15 protein-coding genes, 2 tRNA genes and 1 pseudogene are annotated in these 17,934 nt (G+C 66.8%); 13 read left to right on the top strand and 5 right to left on the bottom strand.

Annotated features, from left to right (window positions below):
* Positions 1–28: 28 nt before the first annotated feature.
* Positions 29–1,150 carry a PQQ-dependent sugar dehydrogenase gene (locus CWS39_RS11125; protein WP_102142971.1) on the bottom strand — a complete coding sequence of 374 codons (1,122 nt, stop codon included), beginning with the start codon at positions 1,148–1,150 and terminating at the stop codon, positions 29–31.
* Positions 1,151–1,277: 127 nt separating this feature from the next.
* On the opposite strand from CWS39_RS11125, the gene CWS39_RS11120 reads away from it, so the two are divergent.
* Positions 1,278–2,114 (top strand): DoxX family protein, encoded by an 837-nt coding sequence (locus tag CWS39_RS11120; protein WP_102142970.1) that lies wholly within the window; start codon positions 1,278–1,280, stop codon positions 2,112–2,114.
* A 3-nt stretch (positions 2,115–2,117) separates the two neighbouring features.
* Here CWS39_RS11120 and CWS39_RS11115 read toward each other — a convergent pair whose 3' ends face one another.
* The gene (locus CWS39_RS11115) at positions 2,118–2,459 is read right to left on the bottom strand and encodes a PH domain-containing protein (protein ID WP_102142969.1); all 342 of its coding nucleotides are present in this window, start codon (positions 2,457–2,459) and stop codon (positions 2,118–2,120) included.
* Between the two features lie 306 nt (positions 2,460–2,765).
* Here CWS39_RS11115 and CWS39_RS11110 point away from each other — a divergent pair, with 306 nt between their 5' ends.
* From CWS39_RS11110 to ilvC, 3 genes are read left to right on the top strand one after another with little or no spacing between them, the layout of a single operon-like run.
* Positions 2,766–4,628, top strand: coding sequence for an acetolactate synthase large subunit (locus tag CWS39_RS11110; RefSeq protein WP_102142968.1), 1,863 nt, complete (start codon positions 2,766–2,768; stop codon positions 4,626–4,628).
* A complete protein-coding gene (gene ilvN, locus CWS39_RS11105) occupies positions 4,625–5,131 on the top strand; it encodes an acetolactate synthase small subunit (RefSeq protein WP_102142967.1) in 507 nt (168 codons plus the stop codon). Before CWS39_RS11110 ends, ilvN begins: the two co-directional genes overlap by 4 nt.
* A 46-nt stretch (positions 5,132–5,177) precedes the next feature.
* Complete coding sequence (gene ilvC / locus CWS39_RS11100) at positions 5,178–6,179, top strand: ketol-acid reductoisomerase (protein ID WP_199178074.1); 1,002 nt, start codon at positions 5,178–5,180, stop codon at positions 6,177–6,179.
* Positions 6,180–6,187: 8 nt separating this feature from the next.
* Here the strand turns inward: ilvC and CWS39_RS11095 are convergent, their stop codons facing one another.
* The gene (locus CWS39_RS11095) at positions 6,188–7,618 is read right to left on the bottom strand and encodes a phytoene desaturase family protein (RefSeq protein ID WP_199178068.1); all 1,431 of its coding nucleotides are present in this window, start codon (positions 7,616–7,618) and stop codon (positions 6,188–6,190) included.
* 54 nt (positions 7,619–7,672) lie between these two features.
* Between CWS39_RS11095 and serA the strand changes: the two genes are divergently transcribed.
* Both serA and CWS39_RS11085 read left to right on the top strand, forming a co-directional pair.
* Positions 7,673–9,259: a phosphoglycerate dehydrogenase gene (gene serA / locus CWS39_RS11090; protein ID WP_102142965.1), complete on the top strand. Its 1,587-nt coding sequence runs from the start codon at positions 7,673–7,675 to the stop codon at positions 9,257–9,259.
* A 49-nt stretch (positions 9,260–9,308) separates the two neighbouring features.
* Complete coding sequence (locus CWS39_RS11085; protein WP_102142964.1) at positions 9,309–10,319, top strand: 3-isopropylmalate dehydrogenase; 1,011 nt, start codon at positions 9,309–9,311, stop codon at positions 10,317–10,319.
* Between the two features lie 58 nt (positions 10,320–10,377).
* On the opposite strand, the gene CWS39_RS11080 is transcribed toward CWS39_RS11085, so the two are convergent.
* Complete coding sequence (locus CWS39_RS11080; RefSeq protein ID WP_102142963.1) at positions 10,378–11,556, bottom strand: MFS transporter; 1,179 nt, start codon at positions 11,554–11,556, stop codon at positions 10,378–10,380.
* Positions 11,557–11,640: 84 nt separating this feature from the next.
* On the opposite strand from CWS39_RS11080, the pseudogene CWS39_RS11075 reads away from it, so the two are divergent.
* The 5 genes and pseudogenes from CWS39_RS11075 to CWS39_RS11055 all read left to right on the top strand — a co-directional run.
* Positions 11,641–12,401: pseudogene (locus tag CWS39_RS11075) on the top strand (prolyl oligopeptidase family serine peptidase); the annotation flags it as partial.
* Positions 12,402–12,431: 30 nt separating this feature from the next.
* Positions 12,432–13,217 carry a fumarylacetoacetate hydrolase family protein gene (locus tag CWS39_RS11070; RefSeq protein ID WP_102142962.1) on the top strand — a complete coding sequence of 262 codons (786 nt, stop codon included), beginning with the start codon at positions 12,432–12,434 and terminating at the stop codon, positions 13,215–13,217.
* Positions 13,214–14,686, top strand: a complete 1,473-nt coding sequence (gltX, locus tag CWS39_RS11065) for a glutamate--tRNA ligase (protein ID WP_102142961.1) — start codon at positions 13,214–13,216, stop codon at positions 14,684–14,686. Before CWS39_RS11070 ends, gltX begins: the two co-directional genes overlap by 4 nt.
* A gap of 119 nt (positions 14,687–14,805) precedes the next feature.
* Positions 14,806–14,877 (top strand) — tRNA-Gln (locus CWS39_RS11060).
* A 55-nt stretch (positions 14,878–14,932) separates the two neighbouring features.
* Positions 14,933–15,005, top strand: a tRNA-Glu gene (locus CWS39_RS11055).
* A 128-nt stretch (positions 15,006–15,133) separates the two neighbouring features.
* On the opposite strand, the gene CWS39_RS11050 is transcribed toward CWS39_RS11055, so the two are convergent.
* A complete protein-coding gene (locus tag CWS39_RS11050; RefSeq protein WP_102142960.1) occupies positions 15,134–15,835 on the bottom strand; it encodes an IclR family transcriptional regulator in 702 nt (233 codons plus the stop codon).
* Positions 15,836–15,874: 39 nt separating this feature from the next.
* On the opposite strand from CWS39_RS11050, the gene leuC reads away from it, so the two are divergent.
* Together leuC and leuD are read left to right on the top strand one after the other, a co-directional pair.
* Entirely contained in the window at positions 15,875–17,287 is a 1,413-nt protein-coding gene (leuC, locus tag CWS39_RS11045) for a 3-isopropylmalate dehydratase large subunit (RefSeq protein WP_199178066.1), read from the top strand.
* Between the two features lie 12 nt (positions 17,288–17,299).
* Positions 17,300–17,893: a 3-isopropylmalate dehydratase small subunit gene (leuD, locus tag CWS39_RS11040; RefSeq protein ID WP_102142959.1), complete on the top strand. Its 594-nt coding sequence runs from the start codon at positions 17,300–17,302 to the stop codon at positions 17,891–17,893.
* Positions 17,894–17,934: the final 41 nt, after the last annotated feature.

Here is a 17,934-nt window from a genome sequence, read left to right as displayed (position 1 = left end):
CCTCGATAACTACAGCCTCGCGGGCGGCCTAGGTGTTGTCGGCGTTGGTGCGCGGGAAGCCGCCGCCCTGCGGGAAGAGCGGGAAGACGACGTCGTCGAAGTTCTCGGCGTCCCCCGACGTCTTGTTGACCGTCGCGCCCCACACGTTGCCGTCGGGGGATAGCGCCAGCGCCCAGGCATGCCCCCGCACGTCCTGCCGGATGACCTCCGGTTCGCCGGTGACCGCGCCGGTGTCGGGCGCCAGCCGCACCGCGACCGTCTGCTTCGTGTTCACCAGATTGACCAGCACCGTGCCGTCCAGCGCGGCGCAGCCCGCGACGCCAGGGCGGTCCGGCCAGGTCCACACCGTCGACACCTTCGAATCCTTGGTCATGCGCTGCAGCCGGTCGGCGGTCGGCGTGCGGTCGGTGATGTAGAGCGAGTCATCCGACGGGTCGATGCACATACCGCCGGCCGAGCCCATCCCCGTCAACGCCGTGGTGTGCGGGGCCTGGTTGATGGTGGTGGGCTGCTCGATGCGGATCACCTTGCCGGCCAGCGAACCCGGGTCGGCGGCCATCGCGGGGTTGCCGGCGTCGCCCGTCTGGATCACCAGCGTGGTGGGGCTGGTGAAGATCAACGATCCGGTGTTGCCGGTGGCGCCCTTGGGGATGCCGGTCAGGATCGGCTTGGGGATGTCGCCGTCGGCGACGCGCACGACGCGGTTGTCGGTCGGCGTGCTGATGTAGGCGTACATCAACCGGTCTTGGGAGTACGTCGGCGACAAGACGATGTCCATCAGCCCGCCGTCGCCAGCCGGATCAACCGGAATCGTCGTCTTGACCTTCGGTTCCGCCCGGACGGACACCTCTTTGACGGCACCGGTGAGACGCTCGGCCACCAGGGCCGACTGGCTGTCGGGCAGCATGATCAGCCCGCTGGTGCTCTCCAGGCAGCCCTGCATCACGCCCTGCGCCGGGCACGCCTTGGGGAACGGCTTCGGCGGCAGCGGCGGAGGCGGCGGGGGCGTCGACGTCGGGCCGGGCCGCAGCTCCGGTTCGGTGGTGAACGGCTGCGATTGGGCGCTGTCGAAGCGGGCACATCCGGATACGGCCAGCAACGCTGCACACAACAGGGCGAAGGCACCCTGCATCGGCCGGCGCGGTCTCATGCACGCCAGGTTACGGATTGTCGGACCCGATGCGCCACGCAGACGTTTCCCAAAGCTGTCGATACTGCAATAGAAGCGCCGTCCCAAATCCTCGATTCGCGGGTGGCTAGCACTTACCCTGAGCAGCGTGACCAGTTCCTCTCAGGACCCACACGCTTGGCAGCGGCCCGACGAGGCGGGCCGGCCCGCGTCGGCGAGCCTGGTCGACCCCGAAGACGACCTTCCTACCAGCAACTATGCGGGTGATTTCGAAACCACCGCGATACCGAGATACGACTCGGACAAACAGTCGACCGACCAGCCGCCCGGTTTCGGGCTGATCGGCGACCCCGAGCCGCTGCCGTACGTGCAGCCCGGCGGCGGCCGGCACGCCCTGGCGCCGTATGCCGCCGAACCCACCGAAGTCGGCCCCGACGACGACCGGATCAAGGCCGCCGGGCGGCGTGGCACCCAGGATCTCGGGTTGATGCTGTTGCGCTGGGCGGTCGGCGCGTTGCTGATCTCCCACGGGCTGCAGAAGGCCTTCGGCTGGTGGGGTGGTCCCGGCATGGACGGCTTCGAGTCGACGCTGTCGGATTTCGGGTACCAGCACGCCGACCTGCTGACCTATATCGCCACGTTCGGTCAGATCGCCGCCGGGGTGCTGCTGGTGCTGGGTCTTTTCACGCCGCTGGCCGCGGCCGGCGCACTGGCCTACCTGATCAACGGTGTGCTCGCGGAGGCCACCGTGGCGCACCAGGAGGCCCGGCTCTCGGAGTTCCTCACCGACGGGCACGAGTACAAGGTCATCCTGCTCTGCGCGGTCGCCGCGATCATCCTGATCGGGCCGGGCCGCTACGGGTTCGACGCCGGGCGCGGCTGGGCCCGTCGGCCGTTCATCGGGTCGTTCGCGGCCCTGCTGCTGGGCATTGGCGGCGGCATCGCGATCTGGGTCCTGCTCAACGGCGCCAACCCGTTGGCGTGAGCCTCACTTCTCGTACGGGTTGGGCACGCGGCCACTGCTGACCTCGGTCAGCAACGGAAGGGTGGAGAACGTCACACCCGGCAGCGTCAGTTCGCTGCCGTCTCTTCGCTGCGCGATGCCCCATAGACGCCTGCCGAACCGCAGTCCCTGAATGTCCTCCCAGCGCACGGACTGACTGCCGAACAACGTGCGCACCGTCACGGATTCGGAGTCCGCGACAGTCCGGCGGCGAATAATCAATGCCGACAAGAGGACCGGGATGACGAGCAACGGCGCGAACCACGCGTTCGCCGCGACCAGCGTCAGCAGACCGAGCGCGAAGAATCCGACCGCGAAATGCGCCATCGGGGAGATGCGCAAGACGACCGGGGAACTCACTCCGCCATCCTCGCACTGCGCCTGTCGGCCCGGCGGCGCGGGCAGCCTACCCCTAATTTGACCTTTGACCTGTGCGGAGGCTACCGTCAATTGTTATGCAGACCCCGGGATTGCTCGTAGTAATTGGGTTGCGCGTTGATGCCGCGCTAGCCCCAAGCCGGGCATAGTCACACGCATCAGCGCGCAACCCTCGTACAGCAGCTTCCGCTGACGGGGGTTTTTTCTTGCCCCAACGCCGATTTGACGAGATAGATCGAGATAGAAGAGGACACCGTGAGCGCACCGACCACGCGACCGCCGGAACGGTCCGCGACACCGCCGAACGGCGGAGCTCCCGCAACCCCCGCCGCCAAGGCGCCGGATACACCGAAACGCATTGCGCCGCAGCAACTCACCGGTGCGCAAGCGGTGATCCGGTCGCTGGAGGAGCTCGACGTCGAGGTCATCTTCGGTATCCCGGGTGGCGCGGTGCTGCCGGTTTACGACCCGCTGTTCGACTCGCAGAAGCTACGCCACGTGCTGGTCCGTCACGAGCAGGGCGCCGGCCACGCCGCCAGCGGGTACGCGCACGCCACCGGCAGGGTGGGCGTGTGCATGGCGACGTCGGGACCGGGTGCCACCAACCTGGTGACGCCACTGGCCGATGCTCATATGGACTCGATCCCGGTGGTCGCGATCACCGGCCAGGTGGGTCGCGCGCTGATCGGCACCGACGCGTTCCAGGAAGCCGACATCTCCGGGATCACCATGCCGATCACCAAGCACAACTTCCTGGTCCGCGACGGCAACGACATCCCGCAGGTCCTGGCCGAGGCATTCCACATCGCGTCGTCCGGACGACCCGGTCCGGTGCTTGTCGATATCCCCAAGGACATCCTGCAGGGCCAGTGCACGTTCAGCTGGCCACCGCGCATCGACCTGCCCGGCTACAAGCCGAACACCAAACCGCACAACCGGCAGATCCGCGAGGCCGCCAAGCTCATCGCGGCCGCGCGCAAGCCGGTGCTCTACGTCGGCGGCGGAGTGATCCGCGGTGAGGCCACCGAACAGCTGCGAGAGCTGGCCGAACTGACGGGCATCCCGGTGGTCACCACGCTGATGGCGCGTGGCGCGTTCCCGGACAGCCATCCCCAGCACATGGGCATGCCGGGTATGCACGGCACGGTCGCGGCGGTGGCGGCGCTGCAGCGTAGCGATCTGCTGATCGCGCTGGGCACCCGCTTCGACGACCGGGTGACGGGCAAGCTGGATTCCTTTGCGCCGGAAGCCAAAGTCATCCACGCCGATATCGATCCCGCCGAGATCGGTAAGAACCGCAACGCCGACGTCCCGATCGTCGGCGATGTCAAGGCGGTCATCACCGATCTGATCCAGGCGCTGCGCCGCGAGGGCACGCCGGAGAAGATCAAGATCGACGACTGGTGGGAGTACCTGCGCGGGGTGCAGTCCACGTACCCGCTCAGCTACGGACCGCAGAGTGACGGCAGCCTGTCGCCGGAGTATGTGATCGAAACGCTCGGCAAAATGGCCGGGCCCGACGCCATCTACGTCGCCGGGGTGGGCCAGCACCAGATGTGGGCGGCCCAGTTCATCAAATACGAGAAGCCCAAGACGTGGCTGAACTCGGGCGGTCTGGGCACCATGGGCTTCGCGGTGCCCGCGGCGATGGGCGCCAAATTCGGCCGTCCCGACGCCGAGGTGTGGGCCATCGACGGCGACGGCTGCTTCCAGATGACCAACCAGGAGTTGGCCACGTGCGCCGTCGAGGGCGCGCCGATCAAGGTCGCGATCATCAATAACGGCAACCTGGGTATGGTGCGGCAGTGGCAGACGCTGTTCTACGAAGAGCGGTACAGCCAAACGGATTTGGCCACACATTCGCATCGCATTCCCGATTTCGTCATGCTGGCCGAGGCGCTGGGCTGCGTCGGATTGCGTTGTGAGCGCGCCGAAGACGTCGAAGACGTGATCCGCAAGGCGCGTGAGATCAACGACCGGCCAGTGGTGATCGACTTCATCGTGGGCGCCGATGCCCAGGTGTGGCCGATGGTGGCCGCCGGCACCAGCAATGACGAGATCCAGGCGGCACGGGGTATTCGTCCGCTGTTCGACGACCCGGAAGAGGGACACGCATGACCGTCTCCACGCATACGCTCTCCGTGCTCGTCGAAGACAAACCCGGCGTGCTCGCCCGGGTGGCGTCACTGTTTTCCCGGCGTGGCTTCAACATTCAGTCGCTCGCCGTCGGCGCCACCGAGCAGAAGGACATGTCCCGGATGACCATCGTGGTCAGCGTCGAGGACTCGCCGCTGGAGCAGATCACCAAGCAGCTCAACAAGCTGGTCAACGTGATCAAGATCGTCGAGCAGGACGAGGACAATTCGGTGGCCCGCGAACTCGCGCTGATCAAGGTGCGTGCCGACGCGACCACACGTAGCCAGGTCATCGAGGCGGTGAATCTGTTCCGCGCCAAAGTGGTTGACGTTTCAAACGAATCGCTGACCATCGAAGCAACTGGCACGCCGGGAAAGATCGAGGCACTACTGCGGGTGCTGGAGCCATACGGAATCCGTGAGCTTGTGCAGTCCGGTGTGGTGTCGCTGGCCCGTGGCCCTCGCGGTATCGGTACGACGAAGTAAGACCCCAAATCAGTTAGAAGAGAAGGAAGATTCAGTGGCAGTAGAGATGTTCTATGACGACGACGCCGATCTGTCGATCATTCAAGGCCGCAAGGTCGGTGTCATCGGCTATGGCAGCCAGGGCCATGCGCACTCGCTATCCCTGCGCGATTCCGGTGTGCAGGTGAAGGTCGGCCTCAAGGAGGGCTCGAAGTCCCGCGAGAAGGTGACCGAGCAGGGCCTCGAGGTGGACACTCCCGCCGAGGTTGCCAAGTGGGCCGACGTCATCATGCTGCTCGCGCCGGACACCGCGCAGGCCGACATCTTCCGCAACGACATCGAGCCACATCTGAACGATGGCGATGCGTTGTTCTTCGGCCACGGGCTCAACATTCACTTCAAGCTGATCCAACCGCCGGCCAACGTGACCGTCGGCATGGTGGCGCCTAAAGGCCCGGGGCACTTGGTGCGCCGCCAGTTCGTCGACGGCAAGGGCGTGCCGTGTCTGATCGCGGTCGACCAGGATCCGAAGGGCGAGGGCGAGGCGCTTGCGCTGTCCTACGCCAAGGGCATCGGCGGCACCCGCGCCGGCGTCATCAAGACCACGTTCAAGGATGAGACCGAAACCGACCTGTTCGGTGAGCAGGCCGTGTTGTGCGGTGGCACAGAGGAACTCGTCAAGACCGGGTTCGACGTGATGGTCGAGGCGGGGTACGCGCCGGAGCTCGCATACTTCGAGGTGCTGCACGAGCTCAAGCTGATCGTCGACCTGATGTATGAGGGCGGCATCGCGCGGATGAACTACTCGGTGTCCGACACCGCGGAGTTCGGTGGATATCTGTCCGGGCCGCGGGTGATCGACGCGGGCACCAAGGAGCGGATGAAGCAGATCCTGGCCGAGATTCAGGACGGCACCTTCGTCAAGAGGCTCGTCGCCAACGTCGAGGGCGGTAACAAGGAGCTCGAGGAGCTGCGCAAGCGCAATGCCGAGCACCCGATCGAGGTGACCGGCAAGAAGCTGCGCAGTCTGATGAGTTGGGTCGACCGTCCCTTGACGGACACCGCGTAGGTCGGCGATCAGGGGGAGAGCTTCGGCAATTCTTTGATGCCGAACTCGCGGCGCAGCACAGTGCGGGCGGCGTAATAGCCGGCCATGCCGTGCACGCCGCCACCCGGCGGCGTGGCCGACGAGCACAGGTACACCCCGTCGATCGGCGTACTCCACGGGTTCCATCGCAGCGTCGGCCCGGCCAGCGCATGCCACATGGTGTTGCCGCCGACGCCGATGTCGCCGCCGACGTAATTGGCGTTGTGGTCGCTCATCTGCGCGGCGGGAATCGAGCGCGCCGCCACCACGACGTCGCGGAAGCCGGGCGCAAAGCGTTCGAAAACCTTTGTGACGGTTTCTGTTTGGTCGACGGTCGAACCCGATGGCACGTGTGCATAGGTCCACAGCGGTCGGCGGCCCTGCGCGTCGATGCGCCCGGGATCGGCCAGATGCGGCAGCGCCGCCAACACCATCGGCCACTCGGGGTGCCGGCCGGCTGCGACGTCACGTTCGGCCGACGCCATGTGCTCACGAGTGCCGCCGAGGTGCAGCGTGGGCGCATTGGCCAGCCGCGAGTCGGTCCACGGGATCTCGTCGGACAGCACGAAATCGACCTTTGCGACGCCGGGGCCGAACGTATAGCGCCGCAACGCCTTTGCGTACCGCGACGGGATCCGGTCGCGGTAGATCGACTGCAGCGCGGTGGGCGCGGTGTCGAAGATCACCACGCCATCAGGTGGCGACGCGACCGGTTCGCCCGCGATCAGCGTGCCGCCGTGCGCACGCAGGTCGGCGATCAACGCGTCGGGGATCGCCTGGCTACCGCCGACCGGGATCGGCCAGCCGACGGTGTGCGCCAGCATCGCCAACATCAGCCCTGCCCCCGCCGACACCAGCGACGGCATTTGCGAAATAGTATGCGCGGCAACGCCACTGAACAACGCGCGGGCGTCCTCACCCGACAATGCCCGCCAGGCCGGGGTGCCTTGTTCGAGCAGGCGCACCCCGAAGCGGGCCGCCGCGACCACATCACCCGGAATGGAGCGTTTGTCGCCCAGCACGAGCTTGAGCACGGCATCGTCGCGCTCGACCAGCGGGGCCAGCAGCCGGCGCCACGACGCGCCGTCGTCCAATTCGTCGCAGGTGCGTTCCAGGTCGTGATAGCCGATCGCGGCGGGCCGTCCCGGCAGCGGGTTGCCGTAGGCGACCTCCGGCACGGCCAGCGTCACTCCGCGCGCCCGCAGGTCGAACTCGGCCAGAAACGGCGACGCCAGCGCCAGCGGATGCACCGCCGAACAGATGTCGTGCGAAACACCCGCAAACTCCTGGTCAGCGGCCGTCCTCGCACCGCCGCCGAACGTCGGCTGGGCTTCGAACACCTGCACCGACAGGCCAGCCCTGGCGCAGATGACTGCGGCGGCCAAGCCATTGGGTCCGCTGCCGACCACAGTGACGTCCACGCTCTCAGTTCTCCCGCCCACCATCCCGTCATTCAAGCCCATTACGCTGGCCGGGTGAGTCTCCCCGTTGTACTGATCGCCGACAAACTCGCCGAATCGACCGTCGCCGCCCTCGGTGACCAGGTAGAAGTCCGCTGGGTCGACGGCCCGGACCGGGAAAAGCTGCTGGCCGCGGTGCCCGAGGCCGACGCGCTGCTGGTGCGCTCGGCGACCACCGTCGACGCCGAGGTGCTGGCCGCCGCGCCCAAGCTCAAGATCGTCGCCCGCGCCGGAGTGGGCCTGGACAACGTCGACGTCGAAGCGGCCACCGCCCGCGGCGTGCTGGTGGTCAATGCGCCGACGTCGAACATCCACAGCGCCGCCGAACACGCGGTCGCGCTGCTGCTGGCGGCTGCCCGCCAGATCCCCGCCGCCGATGCCTCACTGCGCGAGCACACCTGGAAGCGCTCGGCGTTCTCCGGCACCGAGCTGTACGGCAAGACCGTCGGTGTGGTCGGACTGGGCCGCATCGGACAGCTCGTGGCCCAGCGGCTGGCCGCGTTCGGCACCCACGTGGTGGCCTATGACCCGTACGTGTCACCGGCGCGCGCCGCCCAGCTCGGCATCGAGCTGCTCTCCCTCGACGACCTGCTGGCCCGCGCGGACTTCATCTCCGTGCACCTGCCCAAAACACCCGAAACCGCCGGCCTGATCGGCAAAGAGGCGCTGGCGAAGACGAAACCCGGCGTGGTGATCGTCAACGCCGCCCGCGGCGGACTGGTCGACGAGGACGCGCTTGCCGAGGCCATTCGCAGCGGACACGTGCGCGCCGCGGGGATCGACGTGTTCGCCAAGGAACCGGCCACCGACAGCCCGCTGTTCGATCTGCCCCAAGTCGTCGTCACCCCGCACCTCGGCGCATCGACCGCCGAGGCGCAGGACCGGGCCGGCACCGACGTGGCCCATAGCGTCAAGCTCGCGCTCAGAGGCGAATTCGTGCCCGACGCGGTCAACGTCGGCGCCGGCGTCGTCAGCGAAGAAGTGGCGCCATGGCTGGACCTGGTGCGCAAGCTCGGTCTGCTCGTCGGCCGGTTGGCGCCGGAGCTGCCCGTGTCGCTGTCGGTGCAGGTGCGCGGCGAGCTGGCATCCGAAGACGTTGAGGTGTTGCGTCTTTCGGCGTTACGCGGATTGTTCTCCGCGGTGATCGAGGATCCGGTGACGTTCGTCAACGCGCCGGCGATCGCCGCCGAACGGGGCGTTGCCGCCGACATCAGCACCGCCACCGAAAGTCCCAACCATCGCAGCATGGTCGACGTGCGCGGCGTGTTCTCCGACGGGTCGACGATCAACGTCGCCGGCACACTGTCCGGACCGCAGCTGGTGCAGAAGATCGTCCAAATCAACGGCCGCAACTTCGATCTGCGCGCCGAGGGCATCAACCTGATCATCCATTACATCGACAAGCCCGGCACACTGGGCAAGATCGGCACACTGCTCGGCGGGGCCGACATCAACATCCACGCGGCGCAACTCAGTGAGGACGCCGAGGGTCCCGGCGCGACGATCCTGCTGCGGCTGGACCGCGATGTGCCCGAGGATCTGCGTGCGGCGATCTCCGAGGCCGTCGGCGCGATGAAGCTGGAAGTCGTGGACCTGTCATGAGACGCGCCGCCGACGATGCAGAGCGAAGCGATGAGGAGGAGCGGCGCCGATGAGATTGGCGATCATTCCCGGTGACGGCATCGGACCCGAGGTGATCGGGGAGGCCGTCAAGGTGATCGACGCGCTGCTGCCGGGCGTCGAGAAGACCAGCTACGACCTCGGCGCGCGGCGGTACCACGCGACCGGGGAAGTGCTACCGGAGTCGGTGCTCGACGAGCTCAAGGCGCACGACGTGATCCTGCTCGGCGCGATCGGCGACCCGTCGGTGCCCAGCGGTGTGCTCGAACGTGGTCTGCTGCTGCGTATTCGGTTCGCGCTCGACCACCACATCAATCTGCGGCCGGCCCGCCTGTATCCCGGCGTCAGCAGCCCGCTGGCCGGCAATCCCGACATCGACTTCGTCGTCGTCCGCGAAGGCACCGAAGGCCCGTACACCGGAACAGGCGGCGCGATCCGCGTCGGCACACCGCACGAAATCGCCACCGAGGTCAGCGTCAACACCGCATACGGGGTGCGCCGCGTGGTGCTGGACGCCTTTCAGCGCGCCGCACAACGGCGTAAACACCTGACACTCGTGCACAAGAACAACGTGTTGACCTTCGCCGGCGGATTGTGGTGGCGCACCGTGCAAGAGGTGGCCGCCGAGTATCCCGACATCGAGGTGGCGTATCAACACGTAGACGCCGCCACCATCCACATGGTCACCGATCCGGGCCGGTTCGACGTCATTGTCACCGACAACCTGTTCGGCGACATCGTCACCGATCTGGCCGCCGCGGTGTGCGGCGGCATCGGCCTGGCCGCCAGCGGCAATATCGATGCGACACGGGCCAATCCGTCGATGTTCGAACCCGTGCACGGCAGCGCGCCTGACATTGCGGGGCAGGGCATCGCCGACCCGACGGCGGCCATCATGTCGGTCGGGATGCTGTTGGCCCATGTCGGTGAGGACAACGCAGCCGCCCGTGTCGACAAGGCCGTCGAACACCATCTGGCCACGCGAGGCGACCAGAAATTCACCACCACACAGATCGGCGACCGAATCGTCGCCGCGCTCTAGGCATTCACTCTGCGGCTACGGCGCAAGGGGTCGAGAAGAATGCGCCATATTCGCAAAGTCAACGGCGTGACAAGGCCGGCTCGCTCGGCACCAGTGGCACCGCCACCAACGGCAGCAACGCGCACACGGCGAACGCGGCGGGATAGCCCGCGATCCCGATCAGACCGCCGAACACCGGCGCCGCGACCGCGGACGCCAAGTGCTGACTGGTGTTCTGGGTGCCCAGGGCGCGGCCGCTCCAGAACGGCCCGGCCTGTTCGGCAATCGAGGTGAACGCTAAACCGTTGTCCGACACCGTGATCACCGATGCGATGACCATCAACGGGACACTGATCGAAGCGTCCAGCACGTCCGTCAACGCCAGCAGACCCATCGCGGCGGCCGCCGCGAGGGCGATCCAGCGGATGGGCCGCAGCCGCGAACCGACCACATCAGACCAGCGCCCCGCGGCGATGCGCCCGAGGCCGCCGAGCACCTGGGCGACGGTGACCATCACACCCGCCGAGGCGGCCGACCACCCGCGCTCGGCCATCAGCCACACCAGGGTGAACGTCCACAGCACCGCCTGCGGAATGACCAGCAGCACCGAGACGGCATGGATGCGCCACAAAAACGCCGACGCCCGATAGGGATTGGCCAGCTGCTCCTGTGGCGCCTCGGCGCGCGGTGGCCGCGGTGGGTCGATGACGGCGGCGGCGCAGACCACCGCCGACACCGCACACACCGCGGCGGGAAACAGCAGCGCGACCGAGACGCTGTACCCCTCGGCGAGTCGCGGAATGACCAAGGCGCCCAACCCGACTCCCAGCGGCACCGAGGCCTGCCGGATGCCCATCACCATTCCTCGCTGATCCGGGGGGAACCAGCCGACCACCAGCCGTCCGCTGGCCGAATTGCTGCTGGCCGCGGCCATCCCGCCGAGGAACAGAAACACGCCGACGGCGATCAGCGAGTCCACCGACGCCGCCGCGAACGCCGCCGCGGCCGTCAACGCCGAGCCCGCCGCGAGCACGATCCGCTCGCCGAGGACGTCGACCAGATACCCCCAGGCGATCAGCGTGGTGACCATGCCGAAGCTGGGCATCGACGACAGCAGGCCGGCTTGCGCGAGCTCGAGTCCACGTTCGGTGTGCAGGGTGGGGATGAGAAACGCCGCGCCGTTGATGAACACGTTGGCGCACAACGTCGAGGCCAGCGCAATGACCAACATCGACCAGCGTCGTGCCGAACTGATCATGCTGCGATCGTCGCATGCACATCTGAAGGCTGTGGCGATGAAGCCCCAGTCCGCATCGCGTGGGTGGTCGGGGTGCAGCTGATCGGCACTGATTACGCCGGTCTGGGCACGCCGGGCCTGATGAGCTACCTCAACAGCCTGTCCACCGCACACGCAGTCGTCGACTCGGTGGTCGCCGCACATCAGATGGACCTGCCGTTGTCACCGAAGTGGGCGATCGTCGGGCAGTCCCAGGGCGGGGGAGCGGCCGTCAACAGCGCTCGGTGGGCGACCGAGTTCAGCGCGCACGCGGGGCTGGACTATCGCGGTGTCGTCGCGACCGGGACGCCCGCCAACATCGAGCGCATTGTCGAGCTCGGAGCTCCCGATATGGTGCTGCCGCTGGGTCCGGCCGCCAACAGTTACACCGCGTACATACTCGCCGGCTTCCGCGAAGCGCGTCCCGATATCGATGTCAACAGCATTTTCACGCCGGCCGGCCTCGATGCGGTCGCGAAGGCGGAGACGGTGTGCACGCCCGAACTCGACCAACAACTGACCGGCATGACACCGACGCAGTTCTTCCGGGTGCCGATGAAGTCGCTAACGGGTGTCTCACAAGCGCTCGATCAATACATGGGCACGCCGGTCAGCGGCTATGACCGGCCGATCTTCCTGGGTGCGGGCCTGCTGGACCGTGACGTCCGGCCAGATCGTCGCTGATGCTCTACGACCAGTTGGTGGCCAACAACCAGAACGTCGAGCTGAAGATCTATCCCGAAGAGGACCACAGTGGCACGGTGCTGGCATCCCTGCCGGACTCGACACCGTTCCTGCGGCGCATGTTCAGCCAGCCCTCGACCTAGCTGCTTACGTTCCGTTACTAGGCTGGCCCAATGCGTCTCGGCCGAATCGCCAGCCCCGACGGTGTTGCCTTCGTCAGTATCGAGGGCCCGCCCGACGACCCCAGCGCCATCGCACGCGATATCGCCGAGCACCCGTTCGGCACGCCGACCTTTACCGGGCGGCAATGGCCGCTGGCCGACGTGCGGCTGCTTGCGCCGATCCTGGCCAGCAAGGTGGTGTGCATGGGCAAGAACTACGCCGCCCACATCGAGGAGATGGGCGGCGGCGACTTCCCGCATCCGATCATCTTCCTCAAACCCAACACCGCGATCATCGGGCCCAACGTCCCGATCCAGCTGCCCGCGAACGCCAATCCGGTTCACTTCGAGGGTGAGCTGGCCGTGGTGATCGGCCGGCCGTGCAAGGACGTGCCGGCCGCGCGCGCCGCGGAGAACATCCTCGGCTACACCATCGCCAACGACGTGTCCGCCCGCGATCAGCAGCAGCAGGACGGTCAATGGGTGCGGGCCAAAGGCCACGACACGTTCTGTCCGGTGGGGCCGTGGATCGAAACCGACGTCGACCCGTCCGACTTGGAACTGTGTACCGAGCTCAACGGCGAGGTGCGCCAGCGCAGTCGGACGTCGCTGATGATGCACGACATCGGCGCGATCGTGGAGTGGATTTCCGCGGTGATGACGCTGCTGCCCGGTGATCTGATCCTGACCGGCACACCGGAGGGCGTCGGCCCGCTGGAGCACGGCGACACTGTCAGCATTACCATCGAAGGTATCGGGACACTGACCAATCCCGTTGTGCGCAAAGGAAAGTCATGACGGTACGAGTTCGGTTCTGTCCATCGCCAACCGGCACCCCGCACGTCGGCCTGATCCGCACCGCGTTGTTCAACTGGGCCTACGCCCGGCGCACCGGCGGGGCATTCGTGTTCCGGTTGGAGGACACCGACGCCGAACGCGACAGCGAGGAAAGCTATCTGGCGCTGCTGGACGCGTTGCACTGGCTCGGCCTGGACTACGACGAGGGACCCGACATCGGCGGGCCCTACGCTCCCTACCGGCAGTCCGAGCGTCGGGACATTTACCGTGACGTCGTTGCGCGCCTGCTGGCCGCCGGAGAAGCCTACGAGGCGTTCTCCACCGCAGAGGAAGTCGAGGCCCGCCATCTGGCCGCGGGCCGTAATCCCAAACTGGGCTACGACAATTACGACCGTGATCTGACCGAGGAGCAGCGCGCGGCGTATCTGGCTGAGGGGCGAAAGCCGGTGGTGCGGCTGCGAATGCCCGACGAGGACCTCAGCTGGACCGACCTGGTCCGCGGCGAGACGACGTTCGCCGCCGGCACGGTGCCCGACTTCGCGCTCACCCGCGCAAGCGGAGACCCGTTGTACACCTTGGTCAATCCGGTCGACGACGCGCTGATGAAGATCACGCACGTGCTGCGCGGCGAGGACCTGCTGCCGTCCACACCGCGCCAGATCGCGCTGTATCAGGCGCTGATGCGCGTCGGCGTCGCTGAACGCATCCCCGAATTCGCACACCTGCCAAGCGTTCTCGGTGATGGCAACAAGAAGCTGTCGAAGCGCGACCCACAGTCCAACCTGTTTTTGCACCGCGAGCGCGGATTCATCCCGGAAGGGCTGCTGAATTATCTCGCTCTGCTGGGCTGGGGTATCGCTGAGGACCGCGACGTGTTCAGCCTTGACGAGATGGTGGCGGCATTCGACGTCGTCGACGTCAACTCCAATCCCGCACGGTTCGACCAGAAGAAGGCCGACGCGCTCAATGCCGAACACATCCGGCTGCTGACCGCCGAGGACTTCACCGCGCGTCTGCGCGCATATTTCGACGCCCACGGCCACGACACCGGGCTCGACGAGCGCCATTTCGCCGAGGCGGCCGCCCTGGTGCAGACGCGCATCGGCGTGCTCGGCGATGCCTGGGACCTGCTGAAGTTCCTCAACGACAGCGAGTTCGCGCTCGACAAGAAATCCGCGGCGAAGGAACTGCGGGCCGAGGCGGTCCCGGTGCTCGACGCCGCGTTGGCCGCGCTCGAACCGATTGGCGAGTGGACCACCCCCCACATCGAAGCGGCGCTCAAGGAGGCGCTGTTGGACAAGCTCGAGCTGAAGCCGCGCGAGGCGTTCGGGCCCATCCGGGTGGCCGCCACCGGGTCATCGATCAGCCCGCCGCTGTTCGAGTCGCTGGCACTGCTCGGTCGCGACCGCAGCTTGCGCCGGCTGCGTGCCGGACGAGACCACGCGGCCGCCGTCACCCCCGGCGCGTGAGAAGGCTCTGCCGAATCTTTGGTAGTCTGCCTGTCGGCCGGTATGCGGCGGGCGGCATTGCGTCCTCTCCGCTAGCCAGGTCCGAAAACAGCCTATGACCTGCGGTTATGGGCAGCCAATGGGGTATGGTGTAATTGGCAACACAGCTGATTCTGGTTCAGCCATTCTAGGTTCGAGTCCTGGTACCCCAGCTGCAGCACAATTAGGTCGGCATACCCGTGTGGGTTATGCTGGCAATCCGGTTCTGGCCCCGTCGTCTAGCGGCCTAGGACGCCGCCCTCTCACGGCGGTAGCGTGGGTTCGAATCCCATCGGGGCTACAACTACAGCTGTGAACCACATTTGGTTCACAGCTTTTTCTTTTGCGCTGCGTGGTATGCGCCGATTTCTGCGCCTGGGCTGTGCCGGCGCATCACGACCTGACGCAGAACTCGACGAGTTCGAGTGTCTACAGCCTGCGAGTCAGCGCTTCGGCGGCGGCCAATAGGTCAGCGGCCCAGCGGGCGCCGGGCCGACGGCCCATCCGGTCGATCGGTCCCGATACCGACACCGCCGCGATCACTGCACCGCGACCATCACGAACAGGGGCTGAGACGCTGGCCACACCGGGTTCGCGCTCGGCAGCGCTTTGCGCCCAGCCGCGCTTGCGCACCTCGGCCAATGTGCGTTCGGTGAACTTCGCGGCGGGGAGCACCGCCTGTTGGGTGGCGGGATCGGCATAGGCCAGCAGCACTTTGGCGCCTGAGCCGGCGGTCATCGGCAGCCGCGCGCCGACGGGCACGGTATCCCGCAGCCCCGCGGGCGGTTCCAACGCCGCCACGCAGATACGCGCGGTGCCTTCCCGACGGTAGAGCTGCACGCTCTCGCCGGTGATCTCGCGCAGGCGGGGCAGCACGACCGCACCGGCGGCCAGCAGCGGATCGTTGACCTGTCCGGCCAATTCGGTCAGGGCGGGTCCGAGCCGCCAGCGACCGTCGCCGTCGCGGGCCAGCAGACGGTGGGTTTCCAGCCCGGCGGCCAACCGGTGCGCGGTGGCCCTGGGCAGGCCGGTCCGTTCGCACAGTTCGGCGAGCCCACAGGGCGACTCGGCCACCGTGTGCAGCACACCCACCGCTTTGTCCAACACGCCGATGCCGCTATCCTGTCTCACAAGGAGATACTAGCTTCCCAGATTGTGAGATCGTCAAGTATGGCCACCAAGCCGCGGACAATGGCAGAAAAGGTGTGGGCGGATCATGTCGTCGCGTCGGGCGACGGCGAGCCCGATTTGATCTACATCGACCTACATCTCGTGCACGAGGTCACCAGCCCGCAGGCCTTCGACGGGCTACGGCTGGCCGGGCGCAGGGTGCGTCGGCCCGATCTCACCATCGCGACCGAAGACCACAACGTGCCGACGATCGACATCGACAAACCGATCGCGGACCCGATTTCGCGCACCCAGGTCGAAACCCTGCGCCGCAACTGTGAGGAGTTCGGCATCCGGCTGCACCCGATGGGCGACGCCGAACAAGGCATCGTGCACATCATCGGACCGCAACTGGGTCTCACCCAGCCCGGGATGACGGTGGTGTGCGGCGACAGCCACACCTCGACCCACGGCGCCTTCGGCGCGCTCGCGATGGGCATCGGCACCTCTGAGGTCGAACATGTGTTGGCCACCCAGACGTTGCCGCTGCGGCCGTTCAAGACGATGGCGGTCAACGTCGACGGCGTGCTGCCGCCCGGGGTGAGCGCCAAGGACATCATCCTGGCCGTCATCGCCAAGATCGGCACCGGCGGCGGGCAGGGCCACGTCATCGAATACCGCGGCAGTGCCATCGAATCGCTGTCGATGGAGGGCCGGATGACGATCTGCAACATGAGCATCGAAGCCGGCGCCCGGGCCGGGATGGTGGCCCCGGACGAGACCACATTCGAGTTTTTGCGCGGCCGCCCACACGCTCCGAAGGGCGCGCAGTGGGATGCCGCGGTGGCCGCGTGGACCCAACTGCGTACCGATGAGGGCGCCGAATTCGACACCGAGGTCTACCTCGACGCGTCGTCGCTCAGCCCGTTCGTCACCTGGGGCACCAATCCCGGACAGGGCGTGCCACTGTCCGCATCGGTGCCGGACCCCGAACTGATGCACGACGACGCCGAACGGCAGGCAGCCGAAAAAGCGTTGGCGTACATGGATCTTCGGCCCGGAACGGCGATGCGCGACATCGCGGTCGACACCGTTTTCGTCGGCTCGTGCACCAACGGCCGCATCGAAGATCTGCGCGTGGTCGCCGACGTGCTGCGCGGGCGCAAGGTCGCCGACGGCGTCCGGATGCTCATCGTGCCCGGGTCGATGCGCGTGCGCGCGCAAGCCGAATCCGAAGGGCTGGGCGAGATCTTCACCGCCGCGGGCGCCGAATGGCGCCAAGCCGGCTGCTCGATGTGTCTGGGCATGAACCCCGACCAGCTGTCGCCCGGCCAACGCTGTGCGTCCACATCCAACCGCAATTTCGAGGGACGGCAGGGCAAGGGCGGCCGCACGCATTTGGTCTCGCCCGCCGTCGCGGCCGCCACCGCCGTGCGCGGCACGCTGTCCTCGCCCGCCGATTTGATCAACTAGAGGAGCTAGGTGATGGAAGCTTTTCGCACCCACACCGGAATCGGCGTGCCATTGCGCCGGTCCAATGTCGACACCGACCAGATCATTCCGGCGGAGTACCTGAAGCGGGTCACCCGAACGGGTTTCGAGGACGGATTGTTCGCGGCCTGGCGCGCAGATCCCTCGTTCGTTTTGAATCTGTCGCCGTTCAACAAAGGCTCGGTATTGGTCGCAGGGCCCGATTTCGGCACCGGATCGTCGCGCGAACACGCCGTCTGGGCGCTGATGGACTACGGCTTCCGGGTGGTTATCTCGTCCCGATTCGCCGACATTTTCCGGGGCAATGCCGGCAAGGCGGGTCTTCTGGCCGCCGAAGTTGCCCAAGACGATGTGGAACTGCTCTGGAAGCTGATCGAGCAGAATCCGGGGCTGGAAATCACTGTGAATCTTCAAGATCGGAATATCACCGCGGGAACGGTCATGGTGCCGTTCACGATTGACGATTACACCGCCTGGCGGCTGCTTGAAGGACTCGACGATATAGGCCTTACGCTGCGGAAACTCGACGAAATCGAGTCGTACGAGGCCCGTCGACCGGCCTGGAAGCCACGGACTCTGCCGGCCTGATTTCGGGCCACACGACAGCTCCGGCGGCCCGAAATCAAGGC

This window comes from Mycobacterium hubeiense (genome assembly GCF_002838065.1).
GTDB classification, from domain to species: Bacteria; Actinomycetota; Actinomycetes; order Mycobacteriales; family Mycobacteriaceae; genus Mycobacterium; species Mycobacterium hubeiense.
This window is presented reverse-complemented; position numbering and strand designations above follow the sequence as displayed.